Here is a 25,603-nt window from a genome sequence, read left to right as displayed (position 1 = left end):
ATGCAGTTCAGAGCGAAATAGCCTGCAGCATACAGGCTGCAACGGATTATTCGCTGGTGAAGATGCTGCCCAGGCGGTCCATGCGCTCTAGCGCAATGCCACACCCACGCACCACGCAGGTCAGCGGGTCTTCGGCCACCAACACGGGCAGGCCCGTTTCTTCGGCCAGCAGGCGGTCCAGGTCGCGCAGCAGCGCACCACCACCGGTCAACATCATGCCGCGGTCAGAAATGTCGGCGCCGAGCTCGGGGGGCGTTTGTTCCAGCGCGTTCTTCACCGCAGATACGATCTGATTCAAAGGATCAGTCAGCGCTTCCAGCACCTCGTTGGAGCTGATGGTGAAGCTGCGCGGCACCCCTTCGCTGAGGTTGCGGCCCTTGACTTCCATCTCGCGCACTTCGGAGCCGGGGAAAGCAGAGCCGATGTTCTTCTTGATGGCTTCGGCCGTGGGCTCACCAATCAGCATGCCGTAGTTGCGGCGGATGTAGCTGATGATGGCTTCGTCGAACTTGTCGCCACCAACGCGGACGCTGCCCTTGTAGACCATGCCGCCCAGCGAGATCACGCCCACTTCCGTGGTGCCGCCGCCAATGTCAACGACCATGGAGCCCGAGGCTTCCGACACGGGGAGGCCCGCGCCAATACCAGCAGCCATGGGTTCTTCGATCAAATAAACCGCCGTGGCGCCAGCAGCTTCTGCGGCATCCTTGATGGCACGGCGCTCGACCTGGGTGGAGCCGCAGGGCACGCAGATGATGATGCGCGGGCTGGGGGTGAACAGCGTGCGCGGGTGCACCATCTTGATGAACTGTTTGATCATCTGCTCGGTGATCACGAAGTCGGCAATCACGCCATCCTTCATGGGCCGGATGGCTTCGATATTGCCGGGCACCTTGCCCAGCATCGCCTTGGCCTCATGGCCTACGGCCTGGATGACCTTTTTGCCATGGGGCCCGCCTTCGTGGCGGATGGCGACGACAGAGGGCTCATCAAGCACAATGCCTTTGTCGCGGGCGAAGATGAGGGTGTTGGCTGTGCCAAGGTCAATGGCAAGGTCGGTGGAGAAATACCGACGGAAAGCTCCGAACATTCAAAAATCCTCTCAGGCACGGCATGCACGTCGGCCTGCCATCGCCAGGTGTGTCAGGGAGTGGGTGGGGTCAAATTTCGCTTTTTTCGCACAAAAACCGGCCTGGAGGAGGGTATTGCGGCAAAGCCGGGATAATACCCCATCCCCTGTGAATAACTCCCTCCGACAAGGTGCGGATCGCAGCTTTACTTCTGGTTTCTTTAGATTCTCCTCCCTATGGCATTGACCCCCCAGGACATCGGCCGCATTGCCAACTTGGCACGGCTTGAGCTGACACCCTCCGAAAGTGAGCGCATGCTAACCCAGCTCAATGGCTTCTTTGACATCGTGGAACAGATGCGGGCTGTGGATACCTCGGGCATTACGCCCCTAGCACACCCCGTTGCGACCATTCAGGATGTGGCCTTGCGACTGCGCGAGGACGTGGCCAGCGAGCCCAATCAGCGTGAAGCGAACCAGCAAAGCGCACCTGCTGTCGAGCGCGGCCTGTTCCTTGTGCCCAAAGTGATCGAGTGAGGAAGGCCCACATGAGCACTACAACGACCAAAGCCCTGCACGATCTGAGCGTTGCCGCACTGGCAACCGGTCTGCGCGACAAGCAGTTTTCTGCCGTGGAGGCCGCCCAGCACTTTCTGGCCCGCGCCCATGCCCACAACCATCTGGGCGCCTATGTCGCCCTGAACGAAGAAGCGACACTGAGCCAGGCCAAGGCAGCGGACGCCCGCATCGCCGCAGGCACCGCGGGCGCGCTGGAAGGCGTGCCGATTGCCCACAAGGACATCTTCGTCACGCGCGGCTTCCCCAGCACAGCAGGCTCCAAAATGCTGGCGGGGTACCAATCTCCCTTCGATGCCACCGTGGTGACCAAGCTCGCCGACGCGGGCGCCGTGACACTGGGCAAGCTCAACTGTGATGAGTTCGCCATGGGCTCCTCCAACGAGAACTCGGCCGTCGCCCCCGTGGGTTTTGATGCACCCGCCCCGGTGCGCAACCCCTGGGACACGAACCGCATCCCCGGCGGCTCCTCCGGCGGCAGCGCGGTGGCGGTGGCCGCGCGCCTCGCGCCCGCCGTGACCGGCACCGACACCGGCGGCTCCATCCGCCAACCCGCCTCGTTTTGCGGCATCACCGGCATCAAGCCCACCTATGGCCGCGCCAGCCGCTACGGCATGATCGCTTTCGCCTCCAGCCTGGACCAAGCCGGCCCCATGGCCCGCAGCGCCGAAGATTGCGCACTGCTCTTGTCCGCGATGTGCGGCCCCGATCCAGACCGCGATTCCACGTCGCTCGACGTGCCTGCCGATAACTTCAGCGCCAAGCTCAATGACAGCATCGAAGGCCTGCGCATTGGCATCCCCGCCGAATTCTTCGGCGAAGGCCTGGCGCCCGATGTGCGCGCTGCGGTCGATGCCACCCTGAAGGAATACGAAAAGCTCGGCGCCCAACTCGTGCCCATCACGCTGCCGCGCACCGAGCTGTCCATCCCGGTCTACTACATCATCGCGCCGGCCGAGGCCTCGTCCAACCTGAGCCGCTTCGACGGCGTGAAGTTCGGCCACCGCGCCAAGGACTACACCGACCTGGTGGACATGTACAAAAAGACCCGCGCCGAAGGTTTTGGCGACGAGGTCAAGCGCCGCATCATGATCGGCGCCTATGTGCTGAGCCATGGCTACTACGACGCCTACTACCTGCAGGCGCAAAAGATCCGCCGCATGATTGCCGACGACTTCCAGAACGCGTTCAAGGCATGCGATGTGATTGCGGGCCCTGTGGCGCCCACCGTGGCCTGGAAGCTGGGCGAGCATGGCAACGACCCGCTGGCCGACTACCTGGCCGATATCTTCACGCTGCCCGCGTCGCTGGCCGGCCTGCCCGGCATGAGCGTGCCAGCGGGCTTCGGCGAAGGCAACATGCCTGTGGGTTTGCAACTGATTGGCAACTACTTTCAGGAAGCCAGGCTGCTGAATGCCGCGCATCGTCTGCAGCAGGCGACCGACTTTCATCTGCGCAGCCCGCTCTAAAAACCATAGCTGGCAGCGCTTTTTACTCAACGGATTTAGCCTCAAATGATGCTGAATCCGTTATTTATCAAGCGCTACCAGCTCCTCTTTTGATAGCCAAGGACAGAACCCCATGTCTGTGAAACTGATTCAGGGGTACGAAGTCGTCATCGGCTTTGAGACCCACACCCAGCTCGCCACCCAGAGCAAAATTTTCAGCCGCGCCAGCACTGCATTTGGTGCGGAGCCCAACACGCAGGCCTGCGCCGTGGACCTGGCTTTGCCCGGCACCTTGCCCGTGATGAACCGCGAGGCCGTGGCCTGCGCCATTCGGCTGGGGCTGGCGCTGGGCTCGCACATTGCGCCCGTGAGCATTTTTGCCCGCAAGAACTATTTCTACCCCGATCTGCCCAAGGGCTACCAGATCAGCCAGTTCGAGATCCCCGTGGTGCAAGGCGGCGAAGTCGAATTCTTCCTCGGCGACCAAAAGAAAACCGTGAAGCTGGTGCGTGCGCACCTGGAAGAAGACGCGGGCAAGTCATTGCACGAAGACTCTGCCCTCGGTGGAGGGGGCCAATCGGGCATCGACCTGAACCGCGCAGGCACGCCCTTGCTGGAGATCGTGACCGAGCCTGACATGCGCAGCAGCGAAGAGGCGGTGGCCTATGCCAAAGAGCTGCACAAGATCGTGACCTGGATCGGGATCTGCGACGGCAACATGCAGGAAGGCAGCTTCCGCTGTGACGCCAACGTGTCGGTGCGCAAACCGGGCGGCCCGCTGGGCACACGCCGAGAGATCAAGAACCTGAACTCGTTCAAGTTCATGCAGCAGGCCATCGACTACGAGATCCGCTGGCAGATCGAGCAGATTGAAGACGGGCACACGATCCAGCAAGCTACCGTGCTGTTCGACCCCGACACGGGCGAGACGCGGGCGATGCGCACCAAGGAAGACGCTGCCGACTACCGCTACTTCCCCGACCCGGACCTGCCGCCGCTGCACATCTCCGAAGCCTGGGTGCAAGAAGAGCGTGCGCTGATGGCCGAGCTGCCCCGCACCATGGCCGCACGTTTTGTGGCGGACTACGGCCTGCCTGAATACGACGCCACCACCCTCACGCAAAGCAAGGCGATGGCGGCATATTTCGAGGCTGCGGCCAAGACCTGCGGACAAGCCAAGCTGGTCAGCAACTGGGTCATGGGCGAGGTATCGCGCCGCCTGAACTTGGGAGAGATCGGCATTGAGCACGCCCCGGTCACGTCCGCACAACTGGCCACACTGATCGGCCGCATTGCCGACGGCACGATCTCCAACAACGCAGCCAAGCAGGTGTTTGATGCGCTGTGGACTGGCGAGTCGAGCGACGTGGATGCCGTCATCGAATCCAAGGGCCTCAAGCAGATGAACGACTCCGGCGCGCTGGAGAAGATCATCGACGAGGTGATTGCCGCCAACGCCGACAACGTGGCGCAATTCCGTGCGGGCAAGGACAAGGCGTTCAACGCCCTGGTCGGCCAGATCATGAAAGCCAGCAAAGGCAAGGCCAACCCGGCGCAGGTCAACGAGCTGCTGCGTGCCAAGTTGAGCGCCTGACGGCACGCCCTGCACTGCGCTTTGCTGTGCGTGCAACCAAAACAAAGGGGCCTCACGGCCCCTTTGTTTTTTCGGCATATCCGGCGGACCGGGAACACCGGTTATTTGAACCTCATCGGGCCGGTGAAGACGCCGTATCGGTCGTCAATGGTGCGCGTTGTGACTCCCACAGTTTGCGCAGTTGGGCCAGTTCAAGATCAAACCGCTGGTGGACCCGCCGCTTTTCCTGGTCCTGGCCCGCGATGAAGCGCATCTGCTCCGCAATGCCCTCCTCGTTCTCGGCGATCTTGCGACGCAGCGACATGGGCGCCTTGGCAGGGTCGCGTTTGTAGAACTCCATCTCCACGTCCATGGCCTTGCGCTGCTCTTTCAGCTCGGCCATGCGTTTCTCGGCGGTGGCGGTGACGTCATCCACCAGCTGAATGGCGGCAAAACGCTCCACATCGTGGGCCGCCTTGTCGGGGTAGCGGGCGGTCAGCACGCGCTCGCGGCGGCGCTCTTCGATTTCGCGGTTGCGCGCCTCGACTTCCTTGCGGCGCTGCACTTCCTGGGCGGCACGCTCGTGTTCGGTGAGCGAGGGGCCGATCTGACGGCGCGTAAGGCCCGACGGACTCAGCTCGCGCTGTTCGCGGTCAAGGCATTCCGGAATCGGCCGGTCGGCGGTGAGTCGGCGCCCATTGCGGTCCACGCACGTGTAGATGCTCGCGGCAGGCGACGCCTGCGCCCACGCCGCTTCGGTGCCGACGGTCGCCAACATCACCACGCCCATGATCCACACCGATTTGCTCAAACCATTTACCCCTCGTTAACGCCATAACGCTGGCGATAGGCCAGCACCTTTTCGTGGTGGGAGCGCATCCCCTCTTCCCCATTTTGCTCAAGGAAGAGCAATAAGTCTGCCAACCGCGCAATGGTGCACACTTGCATGCCCAATTGATGGCGCACGTACTGCACGGCGCTGTGCTCTACATCCTGACCATTCTCTGTGGCTTTTTCCTGCCGGTCCAGCGCAATGGCCACCGCATGCGGCGTGGCGCCAGCGGCGCGGATGATGGCGATGGACTCGCGCGCGGCGGTGCCGGCCGACATGACGTCGTCCACAATCAGCACGCGCCCCTGGAGCGGTGCGCCCACCAGGGTTCCCCCTTCCCCGTGACTTTTGGCTTCCTTGCGGTTGTAGGCAAACGGCACGTTGCGCCCTCGCCGCGCCAGTTCCACCGCGACCGTGGCCGCCAGGGGAATCCCCTTGTAGGCAGGGCCAAAGACCATGTCGAATTCAATGCCGCTGGCCAGCAGGGCTTTTGCATAGAATTCTGCGAGTCGGCCCATCTTGCGGCCGTCGTCAAACAGACCGGCATTAAAGAAATAGGGGCTCATGCGCCCCGCCTTGGTCTTGAATTCACCAAAACGCAGCACGCCCGACTCAACGGCAAAACGTACAAACTCCTGCGCCAGCAGGCCCTGCTCAGAGGTTTGCGCGCCTACATCCACCATGGGGAAATCCTTGTTCAAATTAACCAGCCTCAATCTCAATGGCATCCGCTCGGCCACCAGCAAGGGCGTGGAAAGCTGGATGGCAGCCACGCGGCCGGATTGTATTTGCGTACAGGAAGTCAAGGCCCAGGCGGCTGATATGGCTAACCGCTTCGAGCGCCTGGCAGACCTGCAAGGCCACTTTCAATTTGCCCACAAAAAGGGCTATTCGGGGGTAGGTGTCTACACCCGGTACGAACCCTCGGACGTGGTGGTGGGCTACGGCTCGCCCGAATTCGATGCCGAAGGCCGATATGTCGAGCTGCGTTTTGACACCCCAGCGCGCAAGCTGTCCATCATCAGTGCGTATTTTCCCAGCGGCTCATCCGGCGAAGAACGCCAGCAGGCCAAGTTCCGCTTTCTGGCCGAGTTCCACCCCCATCTCATGCAGCTCAAGCGCGAGCGCGAGTTCATCCTGTGTGGCGACATCAACATTGCGCACCAGCAAATTGATCTGAAAAACTGGCGCAGTAATCAGAAGAACAGTGGTTTTCTGCCCGAAGAACGCGCTTGGATGACAAAGTTGTTACACACAACTGACGAAGGCGGCGGCATCATAGACGTTTACCGTCAGTTACAACCTTCCGCTACGGACACCGCCTACACCTGGTGGAGCAATCGCGGCCAGGCCTATGCCAACAACGTCGGATGGCGGCTGGACTACCACCTGGCCACGCCAGCATTGGCGGCATTGGCACGCACTGAATCCGTTTACAAGGGCGAAAAATTCTCGGACCACGCGCCCTTGACCATCGATTACTCATTCGATCTCTGATCGGCCTCGCAGGCCAGCTGCCCACCCTATGCCCACATCGACGACAGCCACCAGCACACCTTCGACGTTTTTCGAGCCCCAAGATGCGGAAGCCCTCTGGAAACTGGTCAGCACGCCCCACCCGCTGGTGGGCAAGGCCCGGCACCTGGGCGAGGCATTGGTCAACGCCGACATGGTGGCCACAGACGCGCTGATGGCGGGTCTGCAAACGCAACAGGCAGAACGCAAGGCGGGTGTGCAGCGCCTGATCGGCCAGATCCTGGTCGATCAGGGCCACCTGTCGCAAGACCAGCTGCGCGAGGCTATTGCATCGTGGCTGGGGGACTACGTCGTGCACCCGCAGTACCTGCTGCCCGACGCCCCTGCCCTGGCCCTGGTGCCGCGCAACGTGGCCGAGCGCGAGTCGGTGCTGCCGCTGCTGGCGCGCGATGATGCGCTGGTGGTGCTCATGGCGGACCCCGGCGACCGCGCCCTGCTCGACGAACTGCGTTTTCTCACCCAACGCCGCGTAGTCCCGCTGCAGGCGGCCCCCGGCACACTGCTACCCGCCATCGCCAAGGCCTACAGCGTGCATCCCGCAGGGCCGGCCGCCCCATCCGGTCTGGCCGGCAACGGCACCCACTTGCCCCCCTCTGCAGCGCGCGCCACGTCCAAAGAGCTTTTGCTCAACCTCGGAAACACCTCCCCCGACAACGACACCACCGAGGCGGACGTGGTGACCGAGTCCGACAACACCCTGGTGCGCCTGATCAATTCGATCATCGAGGAAGCCATCGCCCACCGTGCCTCTGACATCCATATCGAAACCGAAGCCGCGCCGCAAAACGTGCGCGTGCGCTTGCGCATCGATGGCGACCTGGTGCCTTATCTGGAGCTGTCCTCCCGGTTTCGCTACGCCATGGTGGCGCGCATCAAGATCATGGCGAGCATGGACATCTCCGAGCACCGCAAGCCGCAGGACGGCAAGATCGACTTCTCGCGTTTTGGCGGCCCCCCCGTAGAGCTGCGCGTGGTCACGGTGCCCACTTCGCGCGGGCTTGAGGATGTGGTGCTGCGCCTGCTGGCAGGTGCCAAACCACTGCCGCTGGACCACATCGGCCTGAGCCCGTCCAACCTCGCTGTCATGCGCGAGGTGGTGCAAAAGAGCTATGGACTGGTGCTGGTGGTGGGCCCCACCGGTTGCGGCAAGACCACCACGCTGCACTCGGTGATCCGCGACATCAACACCGCTGGGCGCAAGATCTGGACGGCCGAGGACCCGATAGAAATCACCCAGAGCGGTCTGCGCCAGGTGCAGGTCAACCCGCGCATTGGCTGGACCTTTGCGGCGGCCATGCGCACCTTTTTGCGTGCCGACCCTGACGTCATCATGATTGGCGAAATGCGCGACGAGGAAACCGCGCGCATTGCCATCGAGGCCTCGCTCACGGGGCACCTGGTGTTGTCTACCCTGCACACCAATTCGGCCCCCGAGAGCATTGCACGGCTGCTGGAGATCGGCCTGGACCCGTTCAACTTCTCCGACTCGTTGCTGGCCATCCTGGCCCAGCGCCTGGTCCGCCGCCTGTGCACCGGGTGCCGCGAGCCCTGGACGGCCGACAACGACACCCTGCAGACGATGGCCGCGCAGTACCTTGAAAGCAGCTCCGCCAACACCGACGCAGCGCGCGCGGCGCAAGTGGAGCGCTGGCGCAACAGCCATGGCAACGAAAAAGGCGAGGTCACGCTGTGGCGCCACAAGGGCTGCAGCCAGTGCGAACAACATGGCTACCACGGGCGCCTGGGCATTCACGAGCTGATGCTGAGCAACGAGGCGATCCGCCAGCACATCCGCCGCCGCGCCTCGGCCTCTGACATCCGCCTCTCAGCCCTTGCCGACGGCATGCTCACCCTGCGCCAGGACGGCATCGAAAAGGTGCTGCAAGGCCTGACAGACATGTCCGAAGTGGTGGCCGCCACCAATCTCTGACCCTTCGCCCACTTTGCTTTGCGCATGCTGCAATACCTCACCGTCCCCGTTACCGCCTTTCAACAGAACGCCTCCCTGGTTTGGTGTGACGCCACCCAGAAAGCCGCCGTCATCGACCCGGGCGGCGACCTGGACAAGCTGCTGTCAGAAGCCAAACGCCTGGGCGTGCGCCTGGAGCAGATCTGGCTCACCCACGCCCACATCGACCACGCCGGAGGCGCGGGCGAACTGGCCCAACGCCTGCAGTTGCCCATCGTCGGTCCGCACCCGGGCGATCAATTCTGGATCGATGGCTTGCCCGAACAAAGCGCGATGTTCGGTTTTCCGCCCGCGCAGCCGTTCACGCCCACACGCTGGCTGGCGGACGGTGACCAGGTGCAGATCGGCAACGAAACGCTGAAGGTGCGCCACTGCCCCGGCCACACGCCCGGGCACGTGGTCTTTCACGCGCCGCAAATCGACCGGGCCTTTGTGGGTGACGTGTTGTTTGCGGGCAGCATTGGCCGCACCGACTTTCCACAGGGCAACCATCAGGACCTGATTGACAGCATCGTGCAGCGCCTGTGGCCCATGGGCGACCAGACCGTGTTCATCCCCGGGCATGGGCCAGAAAGCACGTTTGGGAGGGAGCGCCAGAACAACCCTTACGTGGGCGGCACCTAAGAACGTGTTCACGATCTAAGCCCCCAAAGCCGGATCACCGCAAGCGATGGCGCGCACCGGCCCACCTCGCCGCTGGCATCAGCGCCCACACAAGGCCTATGAAGGCCTCTGTTTTAGGGGCCAACGGGCAGCCCCATGCCTTCAAGGCACGCCATACGCCACCAACACCAGCCACATCGGGCGATAAAAGTGGGCGGGCTTTTCTAGAATGTCACATTCTGTTGCTTTCATCTTGCGGCGGCGCCTGCGCCTTTCGCTTGCACCCGACTCGAATGGAACATCCCGCATCCCCTCGCGCCCGCTCCCGGACCACGCCTCTGGCGCCACGGGCGTTCACCCTGCCACAGCGGGGCTCCAGCCTGGCGGGCAAGGCGTACTGGGCCATGGTGCAGCGGGTGGCGCTGACAGCTGCGGCCATCGACGCGGGCTACATCGTGCTGTTTCTGTGGCTGGGGTCGATGCCGCTGGCGGCGGTCAACCTCGTCAGCATTGCGATGTACCTCGCGGCATACAAGCTCATCCAGAACCGCTACAACATCAGCGCCCTGGCGCTGATCTGGCTGGAGGTGATCGCGCACTCGGCGCTGGGGTCGCTGCTCATTGGCTGGAACAGCGGTTTTCATTACTACCTACTGCTGTTCATTCCCGCCATCGTGATTGCCAATACCCGTGGCTTTGCGCTACCGGTGGTGGTGGCCTTGCTGGCTTATTACCTGGGCCTGCAGGAGCTGTGTGACCACCTGGCGCCGCTGGCGCCCCTGCCTGCGTTCAGCGTGAAGATCGTCAACTGGATCCACATCTGCATCGTGTTTGCGCTCTCGGCCGCGCTCGCCGCGTTCTATCGGCACACCATCCTGCGGGCCGAAAGCCGCTTGCGCAAACAGGCCACGCTCGACCCCCTGACCGGCCTGAGCAACCGCAGCCACTTCGAAGCGTTGGCCGCCCATGCGCTGATGCGCAGCCAGCGCGACGGCACGCCCGTCACGCTGCTACTGTGCGACGTGGACCACTTCAAACGCGTGAACGATCTGCTGGGCCACGCCGTGGGGGATGAGGTGCTGGTTGCCGTGGCCCACACGCTGAGCAGCAACCTGCGCGAGGGCGATGTGCTGGCGCGCTGGGGCGGCGAGGAGTTTCTGGCGCTGATGCCCGCCGCTGGGCGCGAGGCCGCGATGGCCACGGCAGAGCGCATTCGAGCGACCATCGAGCAAACACCTGTGCCTGTGGGCCAAGGCGCACCCGTCTCGCTCACGCTGTCATTCGGTGTGGCGCAGGTGCACGGCCCCGACGACTTGCAGGCCGCCACGGTGCGCGCCGACAAGGCGCTTTACCAAAGCAAACACGCGGGGCGCAATCGGGTGAGCCAAGGGTGAGTGAAGCCGCCCGGCGTTGCTGCGTGCACCCCCACGCTCTCGCTACACACAGAATGCGGGCGCCATCTGTCGTCAGCAAAAATCACAGTCAAAATAGGCTGTAGCGCTTACTCCATATGCGCAAGCAGCTATCAACTGCATAGCAAATGTTTACCCCTTGCGCCGCGCTGCCTCATACAGCCCCCGCACCCGGGGCACGTTCTGCTCCAGCTCGCGGATGCGCGCGGGGCCGGAGGGATGGGTGGACAAAAAGGCGAGACCGCCCTGTTTGCTCCCCGTGGCATTGCCCATCTTGTTCCACAGGCTCACGGCAGCCGAAGGGTCGTAGCCGCCGCGCGCGGCCAGCTCCAGCCCCACCAGGTCGGCCTCGCTTTCGTCAGACCGGCTGAACTGCAGCGACAGCAGTTGCCCGCCCAGGCTGGCGGCGGCATTGCCCAGATCACCCAGGCCCAAAAGCTGCGAACCCAGGCGCAACGCGAGATTGGTGCCCTGGGTCTTGGCGATGCGCTCGCGTGCGTGCTCGCGCAGGGCATGGGCCATTTCGTGCCCCATGACCATGGCGGTCTCGTCTTCGGTCAGCTTGAGCTGGTCGAGGATGCCGGTGTAGAAGGCAATCTTGCCGCCGGGCATGCAAAAAGCGTTGATCTGCTGGCTGCCAATGAGGTTGACCTCCCAGCGCCATTGGCGCGCACGCTCGTTCCAGGTGGATGCGAAGGGAATCAGCCGCTTGGCAATGGCGTGCAGGCGCTGCAGCTGTGGATGCCCGTCGGGCGCCAGCGCACGTTTGGCACGGGCCTGCTCCAGCATCTGCTGGTATTGCTGGGCAGCGGATTTTTCCAGCGTCTCGGCGGGCACGAGCTTGCGCAGGCTCGACGCGGAACCCACATCCACCTGCGCCCACACCGGTGCCGCAGCACTGGCGCCAGCGGCCAGCAAAAAAGCACGGCGCGCAGACCACGGGGCAGACCCTGAAGGGGAGGACGCGACACGGGGCGAGGGGCAGAGCAGACACATGCAGGAATAATAGACAAAAACCGCCCGCCCCCATGTCAGATATCTCCCCCAACCCCACCCCGTCTGCGCCCACGCGCACCCCCTGGCTGCAGACCCTGCGCGTGTACCTGGAGCCTGCCAGCCTGCGCATGCTCACGCTGGGTTTTTCCGCCGGGCTGCCGCTTTTGCTGGTGCTCGGCACGCTGAGTTTTCGTCTGCGCGAAGCCGGCATCGACCGCGGCACCATCGGGTACCTGAGCTGGGTCGGGCTGGCCTATGGCTTCAAATGGGTATGGGCGCCCCTGGTGGACCGGCTGCCCATCCCGCTGCTCACCCGGTGGATGGGCCGGCGCCGCAGTTGGCTGCTGCTGTCGCAGGGCCTCATCGTGGCCGGGCTGGTGGGCATGGCGCTGGCCGACCCGCGCATCACGCTGGGGCCCATCGTGTGGTGTGCGCTGGCGGTGGCGTTTGGCTCGGCCACGCAAGATATTGCGCTCGATGCCTTTCGCATTGAATCCGCCGACGCCAACCACCAGGCTGCGCTGGCCGCTTCGTACCAGACAGGCTACCGCCTAGCCATGATCTGGGCTGGTGCTGGGGTGCTGTGGATTGCGGCACGCGCAGAGGCGGCCCCTGCCATCGGGCAGGCTGTGGCCCAGGGCGCGGCGGCCTATCAGAACGGCGCCTGGCAGGCGGCGTACCTCACCATGGCGGCGTCCATGGCCGTGGGCGTGGTCACCGTGTTGTTCTCGCGCGAACCCGCGCGGGTGCAGCAGCCCCCGGCCAAAAACGCCACAGAGTGGCTCAAAGGCGCGCTGGTAGACCCGTTTGCCGACTTTCTAGGCCGCTACGGCTGGCACGCCGCACTCATCCTGGCATTGATCGCTGTCTATCGCATCAGCGACGTGGTGATGGGCATCATGGCCAACCCGTTTTATGTGGACATGGGCTTCACCAAAGACGAGGTGGCGGCCGTAACCAAGGTGTATGGCGTCATCATGACGCTGGTGGGCGCCTTCGTGGGCGGCGTGCTGTCGCTGCGTGTGGGCGTGATGCGCGTGCTGATGCTGGGCGCCGTTCTCAGCGCCGCCAGCAACCTGCTTTTTGCCTGGCTGGCCGGGCATGGGCACGACGTGACGGCGCTGATTGCCGTGGTGTCGGCCGACAACCTGGCCAGCGGCATTGCGTCGGCCGCGTTCATTGCCTACCTGTCGAGCCTGACCAACGTGAGCTACTCGGCCACGCAGTACGCACTGTTCAGCTCCATGATGCTGCTGCTGCCGAAGTTTGTGGCGGGCTTCTCGGGCGACTATGTCGATGCATTCGGCTATGCGCAGTTCTTTACGGCGACGGCCATGCTGGGGGTTCCGGTGTTGGTGCTGGTGGCGCTGGCTTCCAGAGTCAAAATGCCAGATAGCGCTCGATGAACATGCCGATAATGCTATTCATTTGATAGCATATGGATTTTGCCGGCGCGCGGGGTTTACCGCAACTTTACGGACGCTTCAACACAACGCGACGCCCACCGCCGAGCATGTCCCCTTGGCGAACCCGCCGGGCGAGGCGCAACACACCGCTGATGCCAGCCACCCGTTTCCCCTTACTACACTGCCCCCATGAGCTCGCAACTTTTGATGATCGAAGACGATGCCCGCCTCGCGCAGATGGTGGGTGAATACCTGGGCCAGTCGGGCTTGCAGGTCACCCATTGCGCAGACGGCAAAAGTGGCATTGACCAGCTGCAGGGGCCCGATGCCGGGCCGCTGCCTGATCTGGTCATTCTCGACCTCATGCTGCCCGACATGGACGGGCTCGAAGTGTGTCGGCGCATCCGCTCGCTGCAGGGCAACGCCGCGCAGGTGCCCGTGCTCATGCTGACCGCCAAAGGCGACCCGATGGACCGGATCATTGGCCTGGAACTCGGCGCCGATGACTATCTGCCCAAACCTTTTGAGCCCCGCGAACTGCTGGCCCGCATCCGCGCCATCCTGCGCCGGCGCACCGGCGGCGGTGCTAATACACCCGCCACGCAGGTCCTACGGTTTGGCACGCTGGAGATCGATCGCGATGCACGCGCCGTGACGGTAGCGGGCGAGCTGGCCGACCTCACCTCTTACCAGTTCGACCTGCTGGTGGCGCTGGCCGAGCGCGCGGGCCGCGTGCTCACGCGTGACCAGATCATGGAAGCCGTGCGTGGCCGCGAGCTGGAGGCATTCGACCGCTCCATCGACGTGCACATGGGCCGCATCCGCGCGGCTATCGAGCAAGATGCCAAAAACCCGCGCCGCATCCTCACCGTGCGGGGCGTGGGGTATGTGTTTGCAAAACAGCAGGATTGAGAGGGTTGCGCCCGTGACCCTGACCGTAACCCTGACCGCGACCCTGCTCAGCAGCCACCCCATGCCTTCAGCACGCCCGACGGCCCCATCTGCGCGCACTCCACACACCGTCGCAAACCGCTGAGATGTCCCTGTCCACCCCTTTTTCCCGCCGCCTTTATTTGCGCATCTGGCTCGCCGTGGTGGGCGGCATTGCGGTGCTGACGCTGACGGTGGGATGGGCCTGGCGCATCGCGGAGGAGCAAAAGGAAAAGGCGCAGACCACGCAGCCTTTTGTGCCACCCTCGCGCGAGATGGCGCTGCGCGACCCCGCCGGCAACCTGGTGTTGCGTGGCTCTGCCACTCGCCAGCCGACCGAGCCCGGCGAAGGCGCTGAATTTCACATCGAGTCAGAGTCTGGGCAAATCTTTACCCTGCAGATGGCGCCGCGCACGCCCCGGGGCGAACACGGCGGCGGCCGTCCCGGCGGGCCGAACCAGAGCGATGCTGCTTTCTGGACCCGGCCTCCGTTCGGTTTTCTGTGGTTGCTCGGCATCGTGGGGCTGGCGGTGGCGGTGGGCGTGTACCCCATCATCCGGCGCCTTACCTTGCGGCTGGAGGCCTTGCAGCGCAGCGTGCAAAAGTTTGGTGAAGGCGACCTCTCGGTGCGTGTGCCCGAGCACGGGCAGGACGAAGTGGCCGACCTCGCGCGCCAGTTCAATGCGGCGGCCGAGCGGGTCGAGACCCTGGTCAAGTCCCACAAGTCGTTGCTTGCCAATGCATCACACGAGTTGCGCTCGCCGCTCACGCGCATTCGCATGGGCATGGAGCTCATGAGTGGGCAACAGCCCTCCCCGGCGTTTCGCGCCGAAATTTTGCGCAACATCGCCGAGCTCGACCAGCTGGTGGACGAGATATTGCTGGCCAGCCGACTGGACGCACACGAAGCCGATGTGGGCACCGTGGAACGCGTGGACCTGGTTGGCCTGGCCGCAGAAGAATGCGCCCGCATCGACGCCGACCTGGACGTGGGCGCGAGCCCCGATTCGCTGGAAGTGCTGGGCGTGGCCAAGCTGCTGCGCCGCGCCCTACGCAACCTGCTGGAGAACGCACGGCGCTACAGCACGGGCGAGATCACCCTGGTTGTCCACCGCAGGCAGGGGCGCGCCGAAGTGCACGTATGCGACCACGGCCCCGGTGTACCTGCCGCCCAGCGCGAACGCATCTTCGAGCCCTTCTACCGCCTGCCTGGCGCCAGCGAACGCGCGGGCGGCGTGGGCCTGGGCTTGGCGCTGGTGCGCTCGATTGCAGGGCGCCACAAAGGCACCGTGCACTGCGCAGACCGCCCCGATGGCGCCAGCGGCGCGTGTTTTGTGCTGGCGTTGCCGCTGGCCCCTACGGTGCCAACCGCACCATCAACCCCAGCACCGCTTTAAGCGCCTGCGCAAAGATCTGCGCCGATTCAGCGACCAGATCATCAGAGAGACCTGTCGCAGCCGCTGCGGTGCTCCTGCGGGCGGTCTCAGCGCGCACGCAGTGGCCAGCGCCACACCATGGCCGCATACAACCCGGCGCCGACCACCAAGGCCGCTGCCGCAACGGCCAGCCCGTAGATGAACCCCTGGCTGGGGGTGATCGTGTGGCGCAGCATCCACGCCACCATGGGCGGGCCCACGATCTGCCCCACGCCGTAGGCGGCGGTGAGCAGGCCCGGAAAGCTGTCCCCCGCTGCCGGCCACACACGCCGCGCCTCTTGCAAGGCATAAAACGTGATCGCCGTGAACGGCAAACCCAGCAGCAGGCTGCCCAGCGCAAAACCCGCCGTGCCTGGCCACACCAGGCTGAGGGCAATGGCAGCGGCCTGCATCGCATAGGCGCCCAACAGCAGCCAACGCCGGTCCCACGCGGCGGGCGTGCGGGTGGTCAGCGCCGCCCCGATCGCCACGCCTGCGCCAAACAGGGGCCAGAACAGATCGGGCCACGGCGACCCCGCTGGCAGCGCTGCACGTGCAATCACCGGCAAAAACGTCGCCGTGACGATGTAACCCAGCCCGGCCAAACCGTAGGCCACTGTGAGCCCCGAGCGTGCCAAAACCCCTTGGCCCGGCGGCGCCATCGCGGGCGTCTGCGCCGCTGTGGCGGGTGTGGCGGGCGCCGCCCGGCCGCGCAGCACTGGCCAGATCGGCACACACAACGCGACCGACAGCAACCCGAAAACGGCCCAACCGGCCGCCGCAGGCCAGCCCCAGGCCACCATCGCGCTGGCCGACAGGCCCGAGAGCACGATGCCCAGCCCGGGGCCACAAAAAATCAATCCCCCCAGTGCGGGCTGGCCCAGCGACACCAGCCGCACCATGCACCACACCGATACGTTGAGGAACACCAGCGCGCTCGCCACACCCGCCGCAAAACGCAGCAGCGGCCAAGCCGCGGGCATGGGCAACGCCATGCCCAGTGTCAGCACCACCGTGGCGGCCAGCCCCAGGCGCGCCAGGCGTGCCGCGTGCCACACCTGGCGCACACGCGGTGCCACCCACGGCAACGCCATGCAGGCGAGCGCCCCCACCAGGTAGCCCACATAGTTCGCCGTAGCCAGCCAGCTGCCTCCCGCGAGGGTCACCACCCCGTCGTGCAGCATCATCGGCAGCAGCGGTGTGAAGGCGAAGCGCCCGATGCCCATGGCCACCCCCAGGGCGACCATACCCGCCAAGGCCACAGCCAGCGGCTGGCTCGACAGGCCCGTAGCGGCTTCGCTCAAGAACGCATTTTTTTCGGCGGCGGCGCCGGTGGGTGTTTGTGATTGCATGTCGGTGGGTCCGTACTATGATCCTATTTTAAGATTTATTTCAATTAAATCATCTTACACAGAGAACGATAATGGACCTCGCCGCACTGGATATCTTTCGGACCGTTGCCCTGGAAGGCAGCGTCACCCGCGCCGCCGAACGGTTGGGCCGGGTGCAATCGAACGTGACCACCCGGGTGCAGCAGTTGGAAGAACAGCTGGGCGCCCCCCTTTTCCTGCGCGAGGGGCGGCGCATGGTGCTCACGCCTGCCGGTGAACTGCTGTGCGGGTATGCCGACCGGCTGCTGGCGCTGGCCGAAGAGGCCCGCCAGGCCCTGCACCCCAGCGAGCCCAGCGGCCGCCTGCGCCTGGGGGCCATGGAGAGCACCGCTGCGGCACGCCTGCCGCACCCCTTGGCGCAATTGCACGCACAGTGGCCCGGCCTGGCTGTAGAGCTCAGCACCGCTCCCTCTCGGCAATTGGTCGAGCAGGTGCTGGCCCATGCGATCGACTGCGCGCTCGTGGCCTGGCCGCCACCGGGCCTGGACCCGCAAGCCCCCGTGGAGCATTCCGTGGTGTTCTCTGAAGCACTGCTGCTGGCCCTGCCCGCCAACCACCCACCAGTGCACGAGCCCGAGGATCTGCAACTGGACACCCTGGCCGCTTTTGGCAATGGCTGCACCTACCGCCGCGTGGGCGAAGCCTGGATGCAGCGGCGCAATGCCACGCCGCCCCAGGTGCTGGAGCTGGCCTCGTACCACGCCATCCTGGCATGTGTGGCGACGGGGCGCTGCGCGGCCGTGGTGCCGCAATCCGTCATTGATCTGATGCGGGAGCCGCCGGCCTTGCGCATGGTGCCGCTCGCGTCGTGCGACACGGTGCTGGTGCACCGGCGCGGCTATGCCTCGCCAGCCCTCACGGCGTTGCGCGCAGCGCTGCTGGCGCTACCTGCGCCACCTGCCCCCGCCCCAGCCCCAGCCGCTGGCCGCGTCACGCCCGCCTGATAACCCCCTCACCAAGGAGCCTTCCGTGTTGCCATCCACTCTCGTTGCCCGGTTGCAAATCACACTGCCCATCATCCAGGGCCCCATGACCGGCGCCGACACGCCCGCGCTGGCTGCGGCTGTGTCGCACGCTGGCGGCCTGGGCATGCTGGCCTCCGGCACGCGTTCGCCTGCCGCCATGGCGGAAGCAGCGGCGCAGGTGCGTCGCCAGACCGACAAGCCGTTTGGCATGAACATGTTTGTGCAAGCCACGCCGTCGCCCGACGACGCCACGGTGCGCGCCGCCCTGGAGCGCCTGGCGCCGCTGTATGCCGAGTTGGGCCTGGAGCCCACGGTGCCCGCGCAGTGGTGCGAAGATTTCGAGGCCCAGTTCGAGGCGCTGCTGGCAGCCCGCCCGGCGGTGGCAAGCTTCACCTTCGGCATCCTGAGCGCGGCCCAGGTCGAGCGGCTGCATGCCGCTGGCAGCTATGTGATTGGCACGGCCACCACGCTCGCAGAAGCCCGCGCCTGGGCGGCCGTGGGCGCGGACGCCGTGTGCGCTTCGGGCATGGAGGCGGGCGGTCACCGAGGCACCTTTCTGGGTGACTTTGTGGCCAGCATGGTGGGCACACTGGCGCTGGTGCCGCATTGTGTGGACGCCCTCACCATCCCGGTGATCGCGGCGGGCGCCATCATGGACGGCCGGGGCATTGCGGCCGCCCTCGCACTGGGCGCGCAGGCCGTGCAGATGGGAACCGCCTTCCTCGCCTGCCCCGAGTCCGCCATCGGTAGCGCGTACCGCGAAGCGCTGAACAACGCGCAGGCCACCGACACGCGCATCACCCGCATCTTCTCGGGTCGCCCGGCGCGCGGCATCGTCAACGCCATGATGGAGCGGCTGCAAGGGGACGAGGCTACCGTGCCCGCCTACCCGATTCAGAACGCATTGACCGGGGCACTGCGCCGCGCAGCGGCCCAGGCCGGGCGGGCAGACTATCTCTCGCTCTGGGCAGGCCAAGGCGTAGGCGCCGTGCGCCCCATGCCCGCAGCGGCGCTCATGCAAGTGCTGGCGCAGGAATGGCGCGCGGCCACCACGGCCCGCGCCACGTGAACGACCCCGTCCCGCGCCTTTGCTGAGCGAGCGGCCTCGCGCCGCCAAAACGATCCGGCACGCCTGGCGGCCAACGCCATGTCGGCACGCGGATGCCCGGGCGGGCAGCTGGTTGGTGGTGATCGGCAGACCGGCGTGCGCGACGCCGGACACCGGGAAAGCGGCCACCGACATGCGGCAGCACGGCTGCCGCGTTATTCTTCAAATTTGATAGCGCCTAGCGCTTTACCAGCAAGCGCTACAGGGCATTTTTATGCATATTCACCACCACCGCGTCTTGTCACGCGTGTGGCGCTGGCGAAAGCGCAGGTACACGTTGTCGTGGCCTTCTCGCTGCAGCCGATCAAAGACTTCCTGCACCACCAACCCGAGGGGATGCTGTGCGCACACCTCGTCCAGCCGCCAGCGCATATTGCGCAGCGTGTCATCCGTGCCGGCAATAAAAGCAGACAAACCATCAAACAGGTCTACACGGTGCGTGTGCAATGCCTTCAGGGCCTCGGGCTGATCAGGGGCAGCAGCCGCTTCAGGGCCCGACAAGAATCGCTCGGTCTCTTGAAGCTTGACGGTGTTGACCAATACAACCGCGCTCAGGGCCACGGCACGCAGCACCGGGTCCTGCGCGTGGTCCATGAACGTATCGCAGGCGGCCACGAGCCAGCGCAGGTCCAGCTGGGCGCACAGAAATTGCGTCTCGGCCAGCCACAGCCGCTCGAAACGCGCGTAATTGGCCCGAGTATCCGCCTCCCGGCGAATCAGCACGATGAGCTGCGCATGGCGGTACAGCAGCTCCGGCTGGCCCACGAACTCCCCACGCACGCGCATCAGGTGCTCGGGCAGATCGGGCGCCGAGCCGTGTGCATATACACGCTCCTGACCGTCCACGGCCGCCACCCGCTGGGTCTTGAGCGCATGCAGATCTTCGTGGTCCATCTCGGCGCCCAATGCACCAGCGCCAAAACGGCGCCGGTGGCGATTGAACGAAAACCATTTTTCAAAAGCGTTCTTGCGGCGTTTCATGGCGTGGCCCCGGTACGTTGCAAGGCAGCTCTCCACCCGCACAGCGTGCGCGTGCGAACTGGGCGCTGGGTCAGTTGTACGCTCGGGCTCGGGCTCGGGCTCATGGCTTTGGCCTCATGCCGTACCAGCGCAAAAACCGGTGTCTGCGCAGCCACCAGCCGCGCAGCAGGTAGGCGCGCGCCAGCGCCTGGGGCGCTAGCGGCGAGATGTCGCAGAAGTTCTGGCGCATGCGCGCGGCAATGCGCGAGGGGGCTTCGTCGGGTGTGGCGCCGCCCGAAGATCGGCACACATGGCGCAGCGCACCGATCAGGCTGCGCGCGGCCTGCTGCGCCAGCGCCAGGCGCACACCGGCATGGGTGTGGCACGGCGTCAGAGGCAATGCCTGCGCCAACGGGAGCAGCGCTGTGGACTGGTCGATCGCCTTGGGCAGACTCATGGTGGACAGAATGCTGCTGGCGCGCTGGCGGTAGGCCACCCAGGGCTGCGGTTCGTAATAAAAGCTCTGCGCGCGCAGGGCCATCAGTGGCATGGTCGCCATGTCTTCAAAATAACGGCCGGGCGGAAAACGCAGATCCTGCCCCCACAGCGCACGCAGCGAGATCTTCGACCAAGCGTGAAGTTGCCCCGTCGCCAGCATGCCCGCGACCAGCGTGCAGCGGTCGTTCACCAATTGCCTGGCCGGGCCCTGAAAGCTGCGCCGGTGACGCTCGCCGCGCAACCGGTGCTTGAACCGGGGGCGCTCGCGCCAGACGGAAAAGTCGCACAACACCACATCGGGAGCATGCGCCTGCACAATCGCGCGCAGACGTGCAATAGAGCCCGGCAAGAGCTTGTCGTCCGAGTCCAGAAACCACAAATAGCGGCCCTGCGCAGCGTCAATCAACGTGTTGCGCGCGGCGCTCAGGCCGCCGTTGCGCGCGTGCTGCAGCAATTGCAGCCGCCCGGGCCAGCGTTGGGCCAGTTCCTGCAACAGGGGCCAGGAGCCGTCGGTCGAGCTATCGTCCAACACCAGGATTTGTATGCCCGCATCATCGCCGGCCTGCTCGACAACCGAAGCCAGGCACTCGTGCAGATAGGGCTTCACGTTGTAGACAGGCACTAGGACGCTGAGCCAGACCATCAGCGGCCTCGCTCCACACCCTGCAGGGAAGACCACAACACGGCCACGTAGAACACGAAGCACATGATGCCGCTGTTGTGATTGAAAAATGGTTGCGACATGCCAAAGAACAGGTAGGCCACCGGCACCACACAGCCCATGACCCGCAGTGCCAGCGCATCGCGCCAAGGGGGCGAGTCCTCGGCGTAGCGGCTCAGCCGTGCGCGGCGGGGCCAGAACATGGCCAGCACCCAGGCAAAAAGCGCCGCCTGCAGCAGCACGCCCAGGATCCCGACCTTGACCCACACATCCAGGAAGTCGTTGTGGATCTGCGGGTAATGCATCATCTCCGGCCCATACTCTCCCGCGTCCACACGCCGCTGCATTTCGGCCACGAAGCCGTGCGCCCCCCAGCCCAGCCAGGGTTTTTGCGGTATGAGCTGGGCGACCAAGCCATATTGCGCAAGGCGCAGACCCAGCGACGTGTTCTCTTTGCCGGCTTCCACATACCCGGTGATCTCCGTCGTTGCCAGGTCAATGCGCTCTTTAAAGCGCGGTGTAAGGCCCAGCACCAGCGCCAGCACCACCAGCAGCCCCGCTGCGCCGGCCAGCAGCGGCACAAACAGCGGGCGATGCAGGCGCCAGACCAACAGCAGCCCCAGCGCCAGCACGCCGATCAGCGCCAGCCAGCCTCCGCGCGACTGCGACAGCAACGAGCCCGCCAGTCCGAGTCCGATCGCCAGCCCCATCACGGCGCGCCAGGGCTTGCCATACACGCGCCAGAACACCACCAGAGGCACGGCGGTCAGACAAGCCAGCAACAGGGACAGGTTGCCCCACTGGATGGTGTTGGTATAGCCCGTTGCACGCTCCATGCCCAAGCCCTGCGTTTGCCACAGCGCCAAAACCCCCATGCCGATACACCCAATGGGCAAGCCCAGGGTGAAGGCGCGCGGGCGCGGCGGATAGGCAACCGCAAAGAGCAGGCTCACCGCCCCGAGCAGCCATTTGAGGCCCTTATCCCAGTGGGCGGGGCCTGTGTCCAGCGACAGCAGAAACCACATGCCCCCCATGCCCGCTAATAGCAACGCCAGCCCCATGGTGGCGCCGTCGGGCTTGAGCCGCAGCCACACAGGGGCAAAACACAAAGCCCCCAACAGCAGCACCAGCGCGCCGTAGGAGTAGCCCGACGGCACCCACAGTGCCAGCGCAGGCAGCAGAAAAGCCGCCAGCGTGGTCATGTGGGATGGAACGGTCGCCCGTGTGATTGCTGTCGCCATTTGACTCATAGCCCGCATGTTTTCTTTTTTATATCTGCGCCCAACAGGGCGCGGTAGCGTAGCCACATGTGCTCACGGCCATAGGTTGACAGGGCACGCTGGCGCGCAGCCTGGCCCAAATACTCCGCCAGGGGCCAGTTTTGCAGGAGCCGGGCGATCGCGTCAGCAAGGGCCCCGGCATCGCCGGGTGGCACGAGCAGACCCGTGCGGCCGTTATCGATGACCTCGCGCACGCCCACCACATCGGTGCCGATACACGCACAGCCAGCAGCCATGGCTTCCACCAGCGCCAAAGGCATGCCTTCCCACCGGGTGGACAACACAAAAATCTGCGTCGCCGCCAGCCGCTGCGGCAGATCCGCCACATTGCCCAAAAAATGCACCTGCTCCTGCAGGCCCAGGTGCGCCACCTGGGCCTGGGCCTGGCGCTTCAGCCGCGCGTTGCCGGCACCGGCCAGATACAGGGTGGGGCTTACCCCCCGGGCGCGCAGCAACGCAAGCGCCTGGATCAGCGTGTCGTGGTCTTTTTGCCTCGCAAATCGCGAGGCCATGAGGATGCTGCCCGCACGGTCCTGCCAGTGCGCGGGCACCAGGCTGTCCGGAAAACGCTCCAGCGCGATCCCGTTGGGAATGGCCAGGCACTGCTGCGGCGCAAAACCCCGCTCGATCAGGCTGGTGCGCACGCCTTCGGACACGCCAATGCTGGCCTCGGTGTACGGCGCCAGCGCCAGCGCCTGCCGCAAGCGACGGGGGGTGTAGCGCTCGCGCGCGTTGTGCTCCACATGAAAGATGCGCGGCACGCCTTCGGCATGCGCGGCTTGCCGGCCCCAGATGTGGTCGCTGAAGCCGTGGGCAAACACCACATCGGGCGTCCACGCGCGGATGATCTGGCGGGTCTCCCAGACGGTCAGCGCGTGCAGCCAGTTGGAGACCACCTTGACCTGCAGGCCCTGGGCCTGGAGCGCGTGGACCCGCGCTGGCGACGTATTGCGCTTGCGCCGAAGCACCAGCAGCGTCTGCAAGCACGGGTCGCCCTGCGCGGCCAGACACAAATCGACCGCCACTTGCGTGGCACCCGAAAACCCGCCGGTGACGAAATGCATCACCCTCAAAGGCTGCCCCACCGCCTGCGTCAGCTCTCTGTGCGCAGCGTCGTTCACTGGATGTGTTTCATATGCCGCCCGCCGGGCACAACACCGTCTGCAGCGCGATCAATGCGCTCCCTGGACGACTTCCCCGGCCTTCAGGCGGTATTGCGTCCCGCAATAGGGGCACTTGGCCTCGCCGGTGTGGGCAATATCCAGATACACGCGGGGATGGGAGTTCCACAGCTGCATGCCAGCTTTGGGATTGGGGCAGAAAACACCGCCCTGTTCGGTCAGCTCTTTGGCGAGCAATTCAACAACAGCTTGGGACATGGTTCAGACCTTGGAGAGCCAGCGGGCGTATGCGGGGTTGCGGCCGTTCACGATGTCAAAGAACGCGTTCTGGATTTTTTCAGTGATGGGCCCTCGCGATCCGGCACCGATCTCGATGCGGTCCAGCTCACGGATAGGCGTCACTTCGGCGGCCGTGCCGGTAAAGAAGGCTTCGTCGGCGATGTATACCTCATCGCGCGTGATGCGCTTTTGCACAATCTCCAGGCCCAGGTCCTTGGCGATGTGGAATACCGTGTTGCGGGTGATGCCGTTCAGGGCGCCGGCCGACAGGTCGGGCGTATAGATCACGCCGCCCTTGATGACAAAGATGTTCTCGCCCGCGCCTTCAGACACAAAGCCGGAGCTGTCGAGCAGCAGCGCTTCGTCGTAACCATCGTCCAGCGCCTCCATATTGGCCAGGATGGAGTTGGTGTAGTTGCTCACCGCCTTGGCCTGCGTCATGGTGATGTTGACGTGGTGGCGCGTGTAGCTGCTGGTCTTGACACGGATGCCACGCTTCATGCCCTCTTCGCCCAGATAGGCGCCCCAGGCCCAGGCAGCCACCATCAGGTGGATCTGGTTGCCCCGGGGTGAAACACCCAGCTTTTGGGAGCCGATCCAGGCCAATGGACGCAAATAGCAGGATTCGAGCTTGTTTTCACGCACCACGGCCTTTTGCGCCTCGTTCACTTCTTCCTTGGTGAACGGAATCTTCATGCGCAAAATCTTGGCGCTGTTGAACAGGCGATCTGTATGCTCTTCGAGGCGGAAGATGGCCGTGCCGTTGGCCGTGTTGTAGGCACGTACGCCCTCAAAGGCGCCGCATCCGTAATGCAGGGTGTGTGTCAGAACATGGATCTTGGCATCGCGCCAGTCAACCATCTGGCCGTCCATCCATATCTTGCCGTCACGATCGGCCATCGAGGGAACTACGGGGCTCATGGGTATCCTTTGTTGCTGTAGGTCGCAAAACCGGGATTTTACGGGGCCTCGGGTGATTTACGCTCATCGGGCGTTGCGCCGTCAGCGTCGGGCCGGAAAAGCACCCACTTGACCAGCTTGCCCTGCCGAAACTCGCAGGTCACATGCGATTGTGTGCCGTCCGTCCAGCGATACACCTCGGGATCGGCGCCCTCTGGCGACCGCAGCTCGCCCAGCGCCTGCGTCATCGCCACCACATGCATCAGATTCACCCCCTCGGCAAGCCGTGCATTGAGCATGACGGCGCTGCCCACGTAGCCGATAGGGCGTTTGGCGGCTTTCTTCATCACGTTCACAAGCCGCGTGAAATGCAGCAGGGCCCACATGACCAGCCCGCCAGCGACCGCCGCCACGCCAGCCCACCCATAAGCGTAAAAACCAAACCCGATCAGAGCCACGCCCCCCAGGGGCAACAAGATATTGCGTAAATTCATGGCTCGATTGTCTTACGACGCGGTCCACGCGGTTGTGTGGGGATTGCGTAGATAGCCCGACATGGCACCTGCTCAGGCATGCCGCGAACCAGCGCCCCGCGAAAGGCCGCGCAGATAGGGCGTTCTTCAGCCGCCCCGGCCCGCATGGCCACGCCTTGCGCTGCCTTGCCGCGTAGACCAC

24 protein-coding genes are annotated in these 25,603 nt (G+C 64.8%); 12 read left to right on the top strand and 12 right to left on the bottom strand.

The features are described 5' to 3' along the window. Positions 1 to 46 precede the first annotated feature (46 nt). Positions 47 to 1,090 (bottom strand): rod shape-determining protein, encoded by a 1,044-nt coding sequence (locus KI609_RS01545; RefSeq protein ID WP_226446431.1) that lies wholly within the window; start codon positions 1,088 to 1,090, stop codon positions 47 to 49. Between the two features lie 216 nt (positions 1,091 to 1,306). Between KI609_RS01545 and gatC the strand changes: the two genes are divergently transcribed. The 3 genes from gatC (at position 1,307) to gatB (ending at position 4,687) form a co-directional block, all read left to right on the top strand. Continuing rightward, a complete protein-coding gene (gene gatC / locus KI609_RS01540; RefSeq protein WP_226446428.1) occupies positions 1,307 to 1,606 on the top strand; it encodes an Asp-tRNA(Asn)/Glu-tRNA(Gln) amidotransferase subunit GatC in 300 nt (99 codons plus the stop codon). An 11-nt stretch (positions 1,607 to 1,617) separates the two neighbouring features. Next, on the top strand, positions 1,618 to 3,114 hold the full coding sequence (gene gatA, locus KI609_RS01535; RefSeq protein WP_226446426.1) for an Asp-tRNA(Asn)/Glu-tRNA(Gln) amidotransferase subunit GatA: 1,497 nt from the start codon (positions 1,618 to 1,620) through the stop codon (positions 3,112 to 3,114). Between the two features lie 112 nt (positions 3,115 to 3,226). Beyond that, positions 3,227 to 4,687: an Asp-tRNA(Asn)/Glu-tRNA(Gln) amidotransferase subunit GatB gene (gatB, locus tag KI609_RS01530; RefSeq protein ID WP_226446425.1), complete on the top strand. Its 1,461-nt coding sequence runs from the start codon at positions 3,227 to 3,229 to the stop codon at positions 4,685 to 4,687. A gap of 112 nt (positions 4,688 to 4,799) precedes the next feature. Here the strand turns inward: gatB and KI609_RS01525 are convergent, their stop codons facing one another. Continuing rightward, on the bottom strand, positions 4,800 to 5,456 hold the full coding sequence (locus tag KI609_RS01525; RefSeq protein WP_413463407.1) for a DUF4124 domain-containing protein: 657 nt from the start codon (positions 5,454 to 5,456) through the stop codon (positions 4,800 to 4,802). 26 nt (positions 5,457 to 5,482) lie between these two features. Further along, complete coding sequence (gene pyrE, locus KI609_RS01520) at positions 5,483 to 6,181, bottom strand: orotate phosphoribosyltransferase (RefSeq protein ID WP_226446423.1); 699 nt, start codon at positions 6,179 to 6,181, stop codon at positions 5,483 to 5,485. 10 nt (positions 6,182 to 6,191) lie between these two features. Between pyrE and KI609_RS01515 the strand changes: the two genes are divergently transcribed. From KI609_RS01515 to KI609_RS01500, 4 genes are all read left to right on the top strand, one after another. Then, positions 6,192 to 6,995 (top strand): exodeoxyribonuclease III, encoded by an 804-nt coding sequence (locus tag KI609_RS01515; protein WP_226446421.1) that lies wholly within the window; start codon positions 6,192 to 6,194, stop codon positions 6,993 to 6,995. Between the two features lie 28 nt (positions 6,996 to 7,023). After that, positions 7,024 to 8,964, top strand: coding sequence for a GspE/PulE family protein (locus tag KI609_RS01510; protein ID WP_226446419.1), 1,941 nt, complete (start codon positions 7,024 to 7,026; stop codon positions 8,962 to 8,964). Between the two features lie 24 nt (positions 8,965 to 8,988). Further along, a complete protein-coding gene (locus KI609_RS01505) occupies positions 8,989 to 9,627 on the top strand; it encodes an MBL fold metallo-hydrolase (RefSeq protein WP_226446417.1) in 639 nt (212 codons plus the stop codon). 272 nt (positions 9,628 to 9,899) lie between these two features. Then, positions 9,900 to 11,000, top strand: coding sequence for a GGDEF domain-containing protein (locus KI609_RS01500; RefSeq protein WP_226446415.1), 1,101 nt, complete (start codon positions 9,900 to 9,902; stop codon positions 10,998 to 11,000). Between the two features lie 150 nt (positions 11,001 to 11,150). Here KI609_RS01500 and KI609_RS01495 read toward each other — a convergent pair whose 3' ends face one another. Continuing rightward, complete coding sequence (locus tag KI609_RS01495) at positions 11,151 to 12,014, bottom strand: M48 family metallopeptidase (protein ID WP_226446413.1); 864 nt, start codon at positions 12,012 to 12,014, stop codon at positions 11,151 to 11,153. 32 nt (positions 12,015 to 12,046) lie between these two features. On the opposite strand from KI609_RS01495, the gene KI609_RS01490 reads away from it, so the two are divergent. From KI609_RS01490 to KI609_RS01480, 3 genes are all read left to right on the top strand, one after another. After that, entirely contained in the window at positions 12,047 to 13,420 is a 1,374-nt protein-coding gene (locus KI609_RS01490) for an AmpG family muropeptide MFS transporter (protein WP_226446412.1), read from the top strand. Between the two features lie 189 nt (positions 13,421 to 13,609). Next, on the top strand, positions 13,610 to 14,332 hold the full coding sequence (locus tag KI609_RS01485) for a response regulator (protein ID WP_226446409.1): 723 nt from the start codon (positions 13,610 to 13,612) through the stop codon (positions 14,330 to 14,332). Between the two features lie 125 nt (positions 14,333 to 14,457). Continuing rightward, complete coding sequence (locus KI609_RS01480) at positions 14,458 to 15,747, top strand: ATP-binding protein (protein ID WP_226446408.1); 1,290 nt, start codon at positions 14,458 to 14,460, stop codon at positions 15,745 to 15,747. An 86-nt stretch (positions 15,748 to 15,833) separates the two neighbouring features. On the opposite strand, the gene KI609_RS01475 is transcribed toward KI609_RS01480, so the two are convergent. Further along, positions 15,834 to 17,012 carry a YbfB/YjiJ family MFS transporter gene (locus KI609_RS01475; RefSeq protein ID WP_226450127.1) on the bottom strand — a complete coding sequence of 393 codons (1,179 nt, stop codon included), beginning with the start codon at positions 17,010 to 17,012 and terminating at the stop codon, positions 15,834 to 15,836. Between the two features lie 176 nt (positions 17,013 to 17,188). On the opposite strand from KI609_RS01475, the gene KI609_RS01470 reads away from it, so the two are divergent. After that, on the top strand, positions 17,189 to 18,100 hold the full coding sequence (locus KI609_RS01470) for a LysR family transcriptional regulator (protein ID WP_226446407.1): 912 nt from the start codon (positions 17,189 to 17,191) through the stop codon (positions 18,098 to 18,100). A 25-nt stretch (positions 18,101 to 18,125) separates the two neighbouring features. Next, positions 18,126 to 19,190: an NAD(P)H-dependent flavin oxidoreductase gene (locus tag KI609_RS01465; protein WP_413463360.1), complete on the top strand. Its 1,065-nt coding sequence runs from the start codon at positions 18,126 to 18,128 to the stop codon at positions 19,188 to 19,190. Between the two features lie 261 nt (positions 19,191 to 19,451). Here KI609_RS01465 and KI609_RS01460 read toward each other — a convergent pair whose 3' ends face one another. From KI609_RS01460 to KI609_RS01430, 7 genes are all read right to left on the bottom strand, one after another. Next, positions 19,452 to 20,210, bottom strand: coding sequence for a hypothetical protein (locus KI609_RS01460; protein WP_226446404.1), 759 nt, complete (start codon positions 20,208 to 20,210; stop codon positions 19,452 to 19,454). 100 nt (positions 20,211 to 20,310) lie between these two features. Beyond that, on the bottom strand, positions 20,311 to 21,330 hold the full coding sequence (locus KI609_RS01455) for a glycosyltransferase family 2 protein (RefSeq protein WP_226446401.1): 1,020 nt from the start codon (positions 21,328 to 21,330) through the stop codon (positions 20,311 to 20,313). After that, positions 21,330 to 22,550, bottom strand: a complete 1,221-nt coding sequence (locus tag KI609_RS01450; protein WP_226446400.1) for an O-antigen ligase family protein — start codon at positions 22,548 to 22,550, stop codon at positions 21,330 to 21,332. The genes KI609_RS01455 and KI609_RS01450 overlap by 1 nt, the downstream gene beginning before the upstream one ends. A gap of 44 nt (positions 22,551 to 22,594) precedes the next feature. Then, the gene (locus tag KI609_RS01445; RefSeq protein WP_226450125.1) at positions 22,595 to 23,701 is read right to left on the bottom strand and encodes a glycosyltransferase; all 1,107 of its coding nucleotides are present in this window, start codon (positions 23,699 to 23,701) and stop codon (positions 22,595 to 22,597) included. Between the two features lie 99 nt (positions 23,702 to 23,800). After that, positions 23,801 to 24,007: a zinc-finger domain-containing protein gene (locus KI609_RS01440; RefSeq protein WP_226446397.1), complete on the bottom strand. Its 207-nt coding sequence runs from the start codon at positions 24,005 to 24,007 to the stop codon at positions 23,801 to 23,803. 3 nt (positions 24,008 to 24,010) lie between these two features. Further along, positions 24,011 to 24,949, bottom strand: a complete 939-nt coding sequence (locus KI609_RS01435) for a branched-chain amino acid transaminase (RefSeq protein WP_226446395.1) — start codon at positions 24,947 to 24,949, stop codon at positions 24,011 to 24,013. A 38-nt stretch (positions 24,950 to 24,987) separates the two neighbouring features. Next, positions 24,988 to 25,422, bottom strand: a complete 435-nt coding sequence (locus KI609_RS01430; protein ID WP_226446393.1) for a glycerate kinase — start codon at positions 25,420 to 25,422, stop codon at positions 24,988 to 24,990. Positions 25,423 to 25,603: the final 181 nt, after the last annotated feature.

The sequence above is a fragment of the Acidovorax radicis genome (genome assembly GCF_020510705.1).
GTDB classification, from domain to species: Bacteria; Pseudomonadota; Gammaproteobacteria; order Burkholderiales; family Burkholderiaceae_C; genus Acidovorax; species Acidovorax radicis_A.
This window is presented reverse-complemented; position numbering and strand designations above follow the sequence as displayed.

Bases quoted from the DNA above. Each gene is read 5' to 3' on its own strand.
- KI609_RS01545 (WP_226446431.1), bottom strand. From the start codon at position 1,090: ATGTTCGGAGCTTTCCGTCGGTATTTCTCCACCGACCTTGCCATTGAC.
- gatC (WP_226446428.1), top strand. From the start codon at position 1,307: ATGGCATTGACCCCCCAGGACATCGGCCGCATTGCCAACTTGGCACGG.
- gatA (WP_226446426.1), top strand. From the start codon at position 1,618: ATGAGCACTACAACGACCAAAGCCCTGCACGATCTGAGCGTTGCCGCA.
- gatB (WP_226446425.1), top strand. From the start codon at position 3,227: ATGTCTGTGAAACTGATTCAGGGGTACGAAGTCGTCATCGGCTTTGAG.
- KI609_RS01525 (WP_413463407.1), bottom strand. From the start codon at position 5,456: ATGGGCGTGGTGATGTTGGCGACCGTCGGCACCGAAGCGGCGTGGGCG.
- pyrE (WP_226446423.1), bottom strand. From the start codon at position 6,181: ATGGTGGATGTAGGCGCGCAAACCTCTGAGCAGGGCCTGCTGGCGCAG.
- KI609_RS01510 (WP_226446419.1), top strand. From the start codon at position 7,024: ATGCCCACATCGACGACAGCCACCAGCACACCTTCGACGTTTTTCGAG.
- KI609_RS01505 (WP_226446417.1), top strand. From the start codon at position 8,989: ATGCTGCAATACCTCACCGTCCCCGTTACCGCCTTTCAACAGAACGCC.
- KI609_RS01500 (WP_226446415.1), top strand. From the start codon at position 9,900: ATGGAACATCCCGCATCCCCTCGCGCCCGCTCCCGGACCACGCCTCTG.
- KI609_RS01495 (WP_226446413.1), bottom strand. From the start codon at position 12,014: ATGTGTCTGCTCTGCCCCTCGCCCCGTGTCGCGTCCTCCCCTTCAGGG.
- KI609_RS01490 (WP_226446412.1), top strand. From the start codon at position 12,047: ATGTCAGATATCTCCCCCAACCCCACCCCGTCTGCGCCCACGCGCACC.
- KI609_RS01485 (WP_226446409.1), top strand. From the start codon at position 13,610: ATGAGCTCGCAACTTTTGATGATCGAAGACGATGCCCGCCTCGCGCAG.
- KI609_RS01480 (WP_226446408.1), top strand. From the start codon at position 14,458: ATGTCCCTGTCCACCCCTTTTTCCCGCCGCCTTTATTTGCGCATCTGG.
- KI609_RS01475 (WP_226450127.1), bottom strand. From the start codon at position 17,012: ATGGTCGCCCTGGGGGTGGCCATGGGCATCGGGCGCTTCGCCTTCACA.
- KI609_RS01470 (WP_226446407.1), top strand. From the start codon at position 17,189: ATGGACCTCGCCGCACTGGATATCTTTCGGACCGTTGCCCTGGAAGGC.
- KI609_RS01460 (WP_226446404.1), bottom strand. From the start codon at position 20,210: ATGAAACGCCGCAAGAACGCTTTTGAAAAATGGTTTTCGTTCAATCGC.
- KI609_RS01455 (WP_226446401.1), bottom strand. From the start codon at position 21,330: ATGGTCTGGCTCAGCGTCCTAGTGCCTGTCTACAACGTGAAGCCCTAT.
- KI609_RS01450 (WP_226446400.1), bottom strand. From the start codon at position 22,550: ATGACCACGCTGGCGGCTTTTCTGCTGCCTGCGCTGGCACTGTGGGTG.
- KI609_RS01440 (WP_226446397.1), bottom strand. From the start codon at position 24,007: ATGTCCCAAGCTGTTGTTGAATTGCTCGCCAAAGAGCTGACCGAACAG.
- KI609_RS01435 (WP_226446395.1), bottom strand. From the start codon at position 24,949: ATGAGCCCCGTAGTTCCCTCGATGGCCGATCGTGACGGCAAGATATGG.
- KI609_RS01430 (WP_226446393.1), bottom strand. From the start codon at position 25,422: ATGAATTTACGCAATATCTTGTTGCCCCTGGGGGGCGTGGCTCTGATC.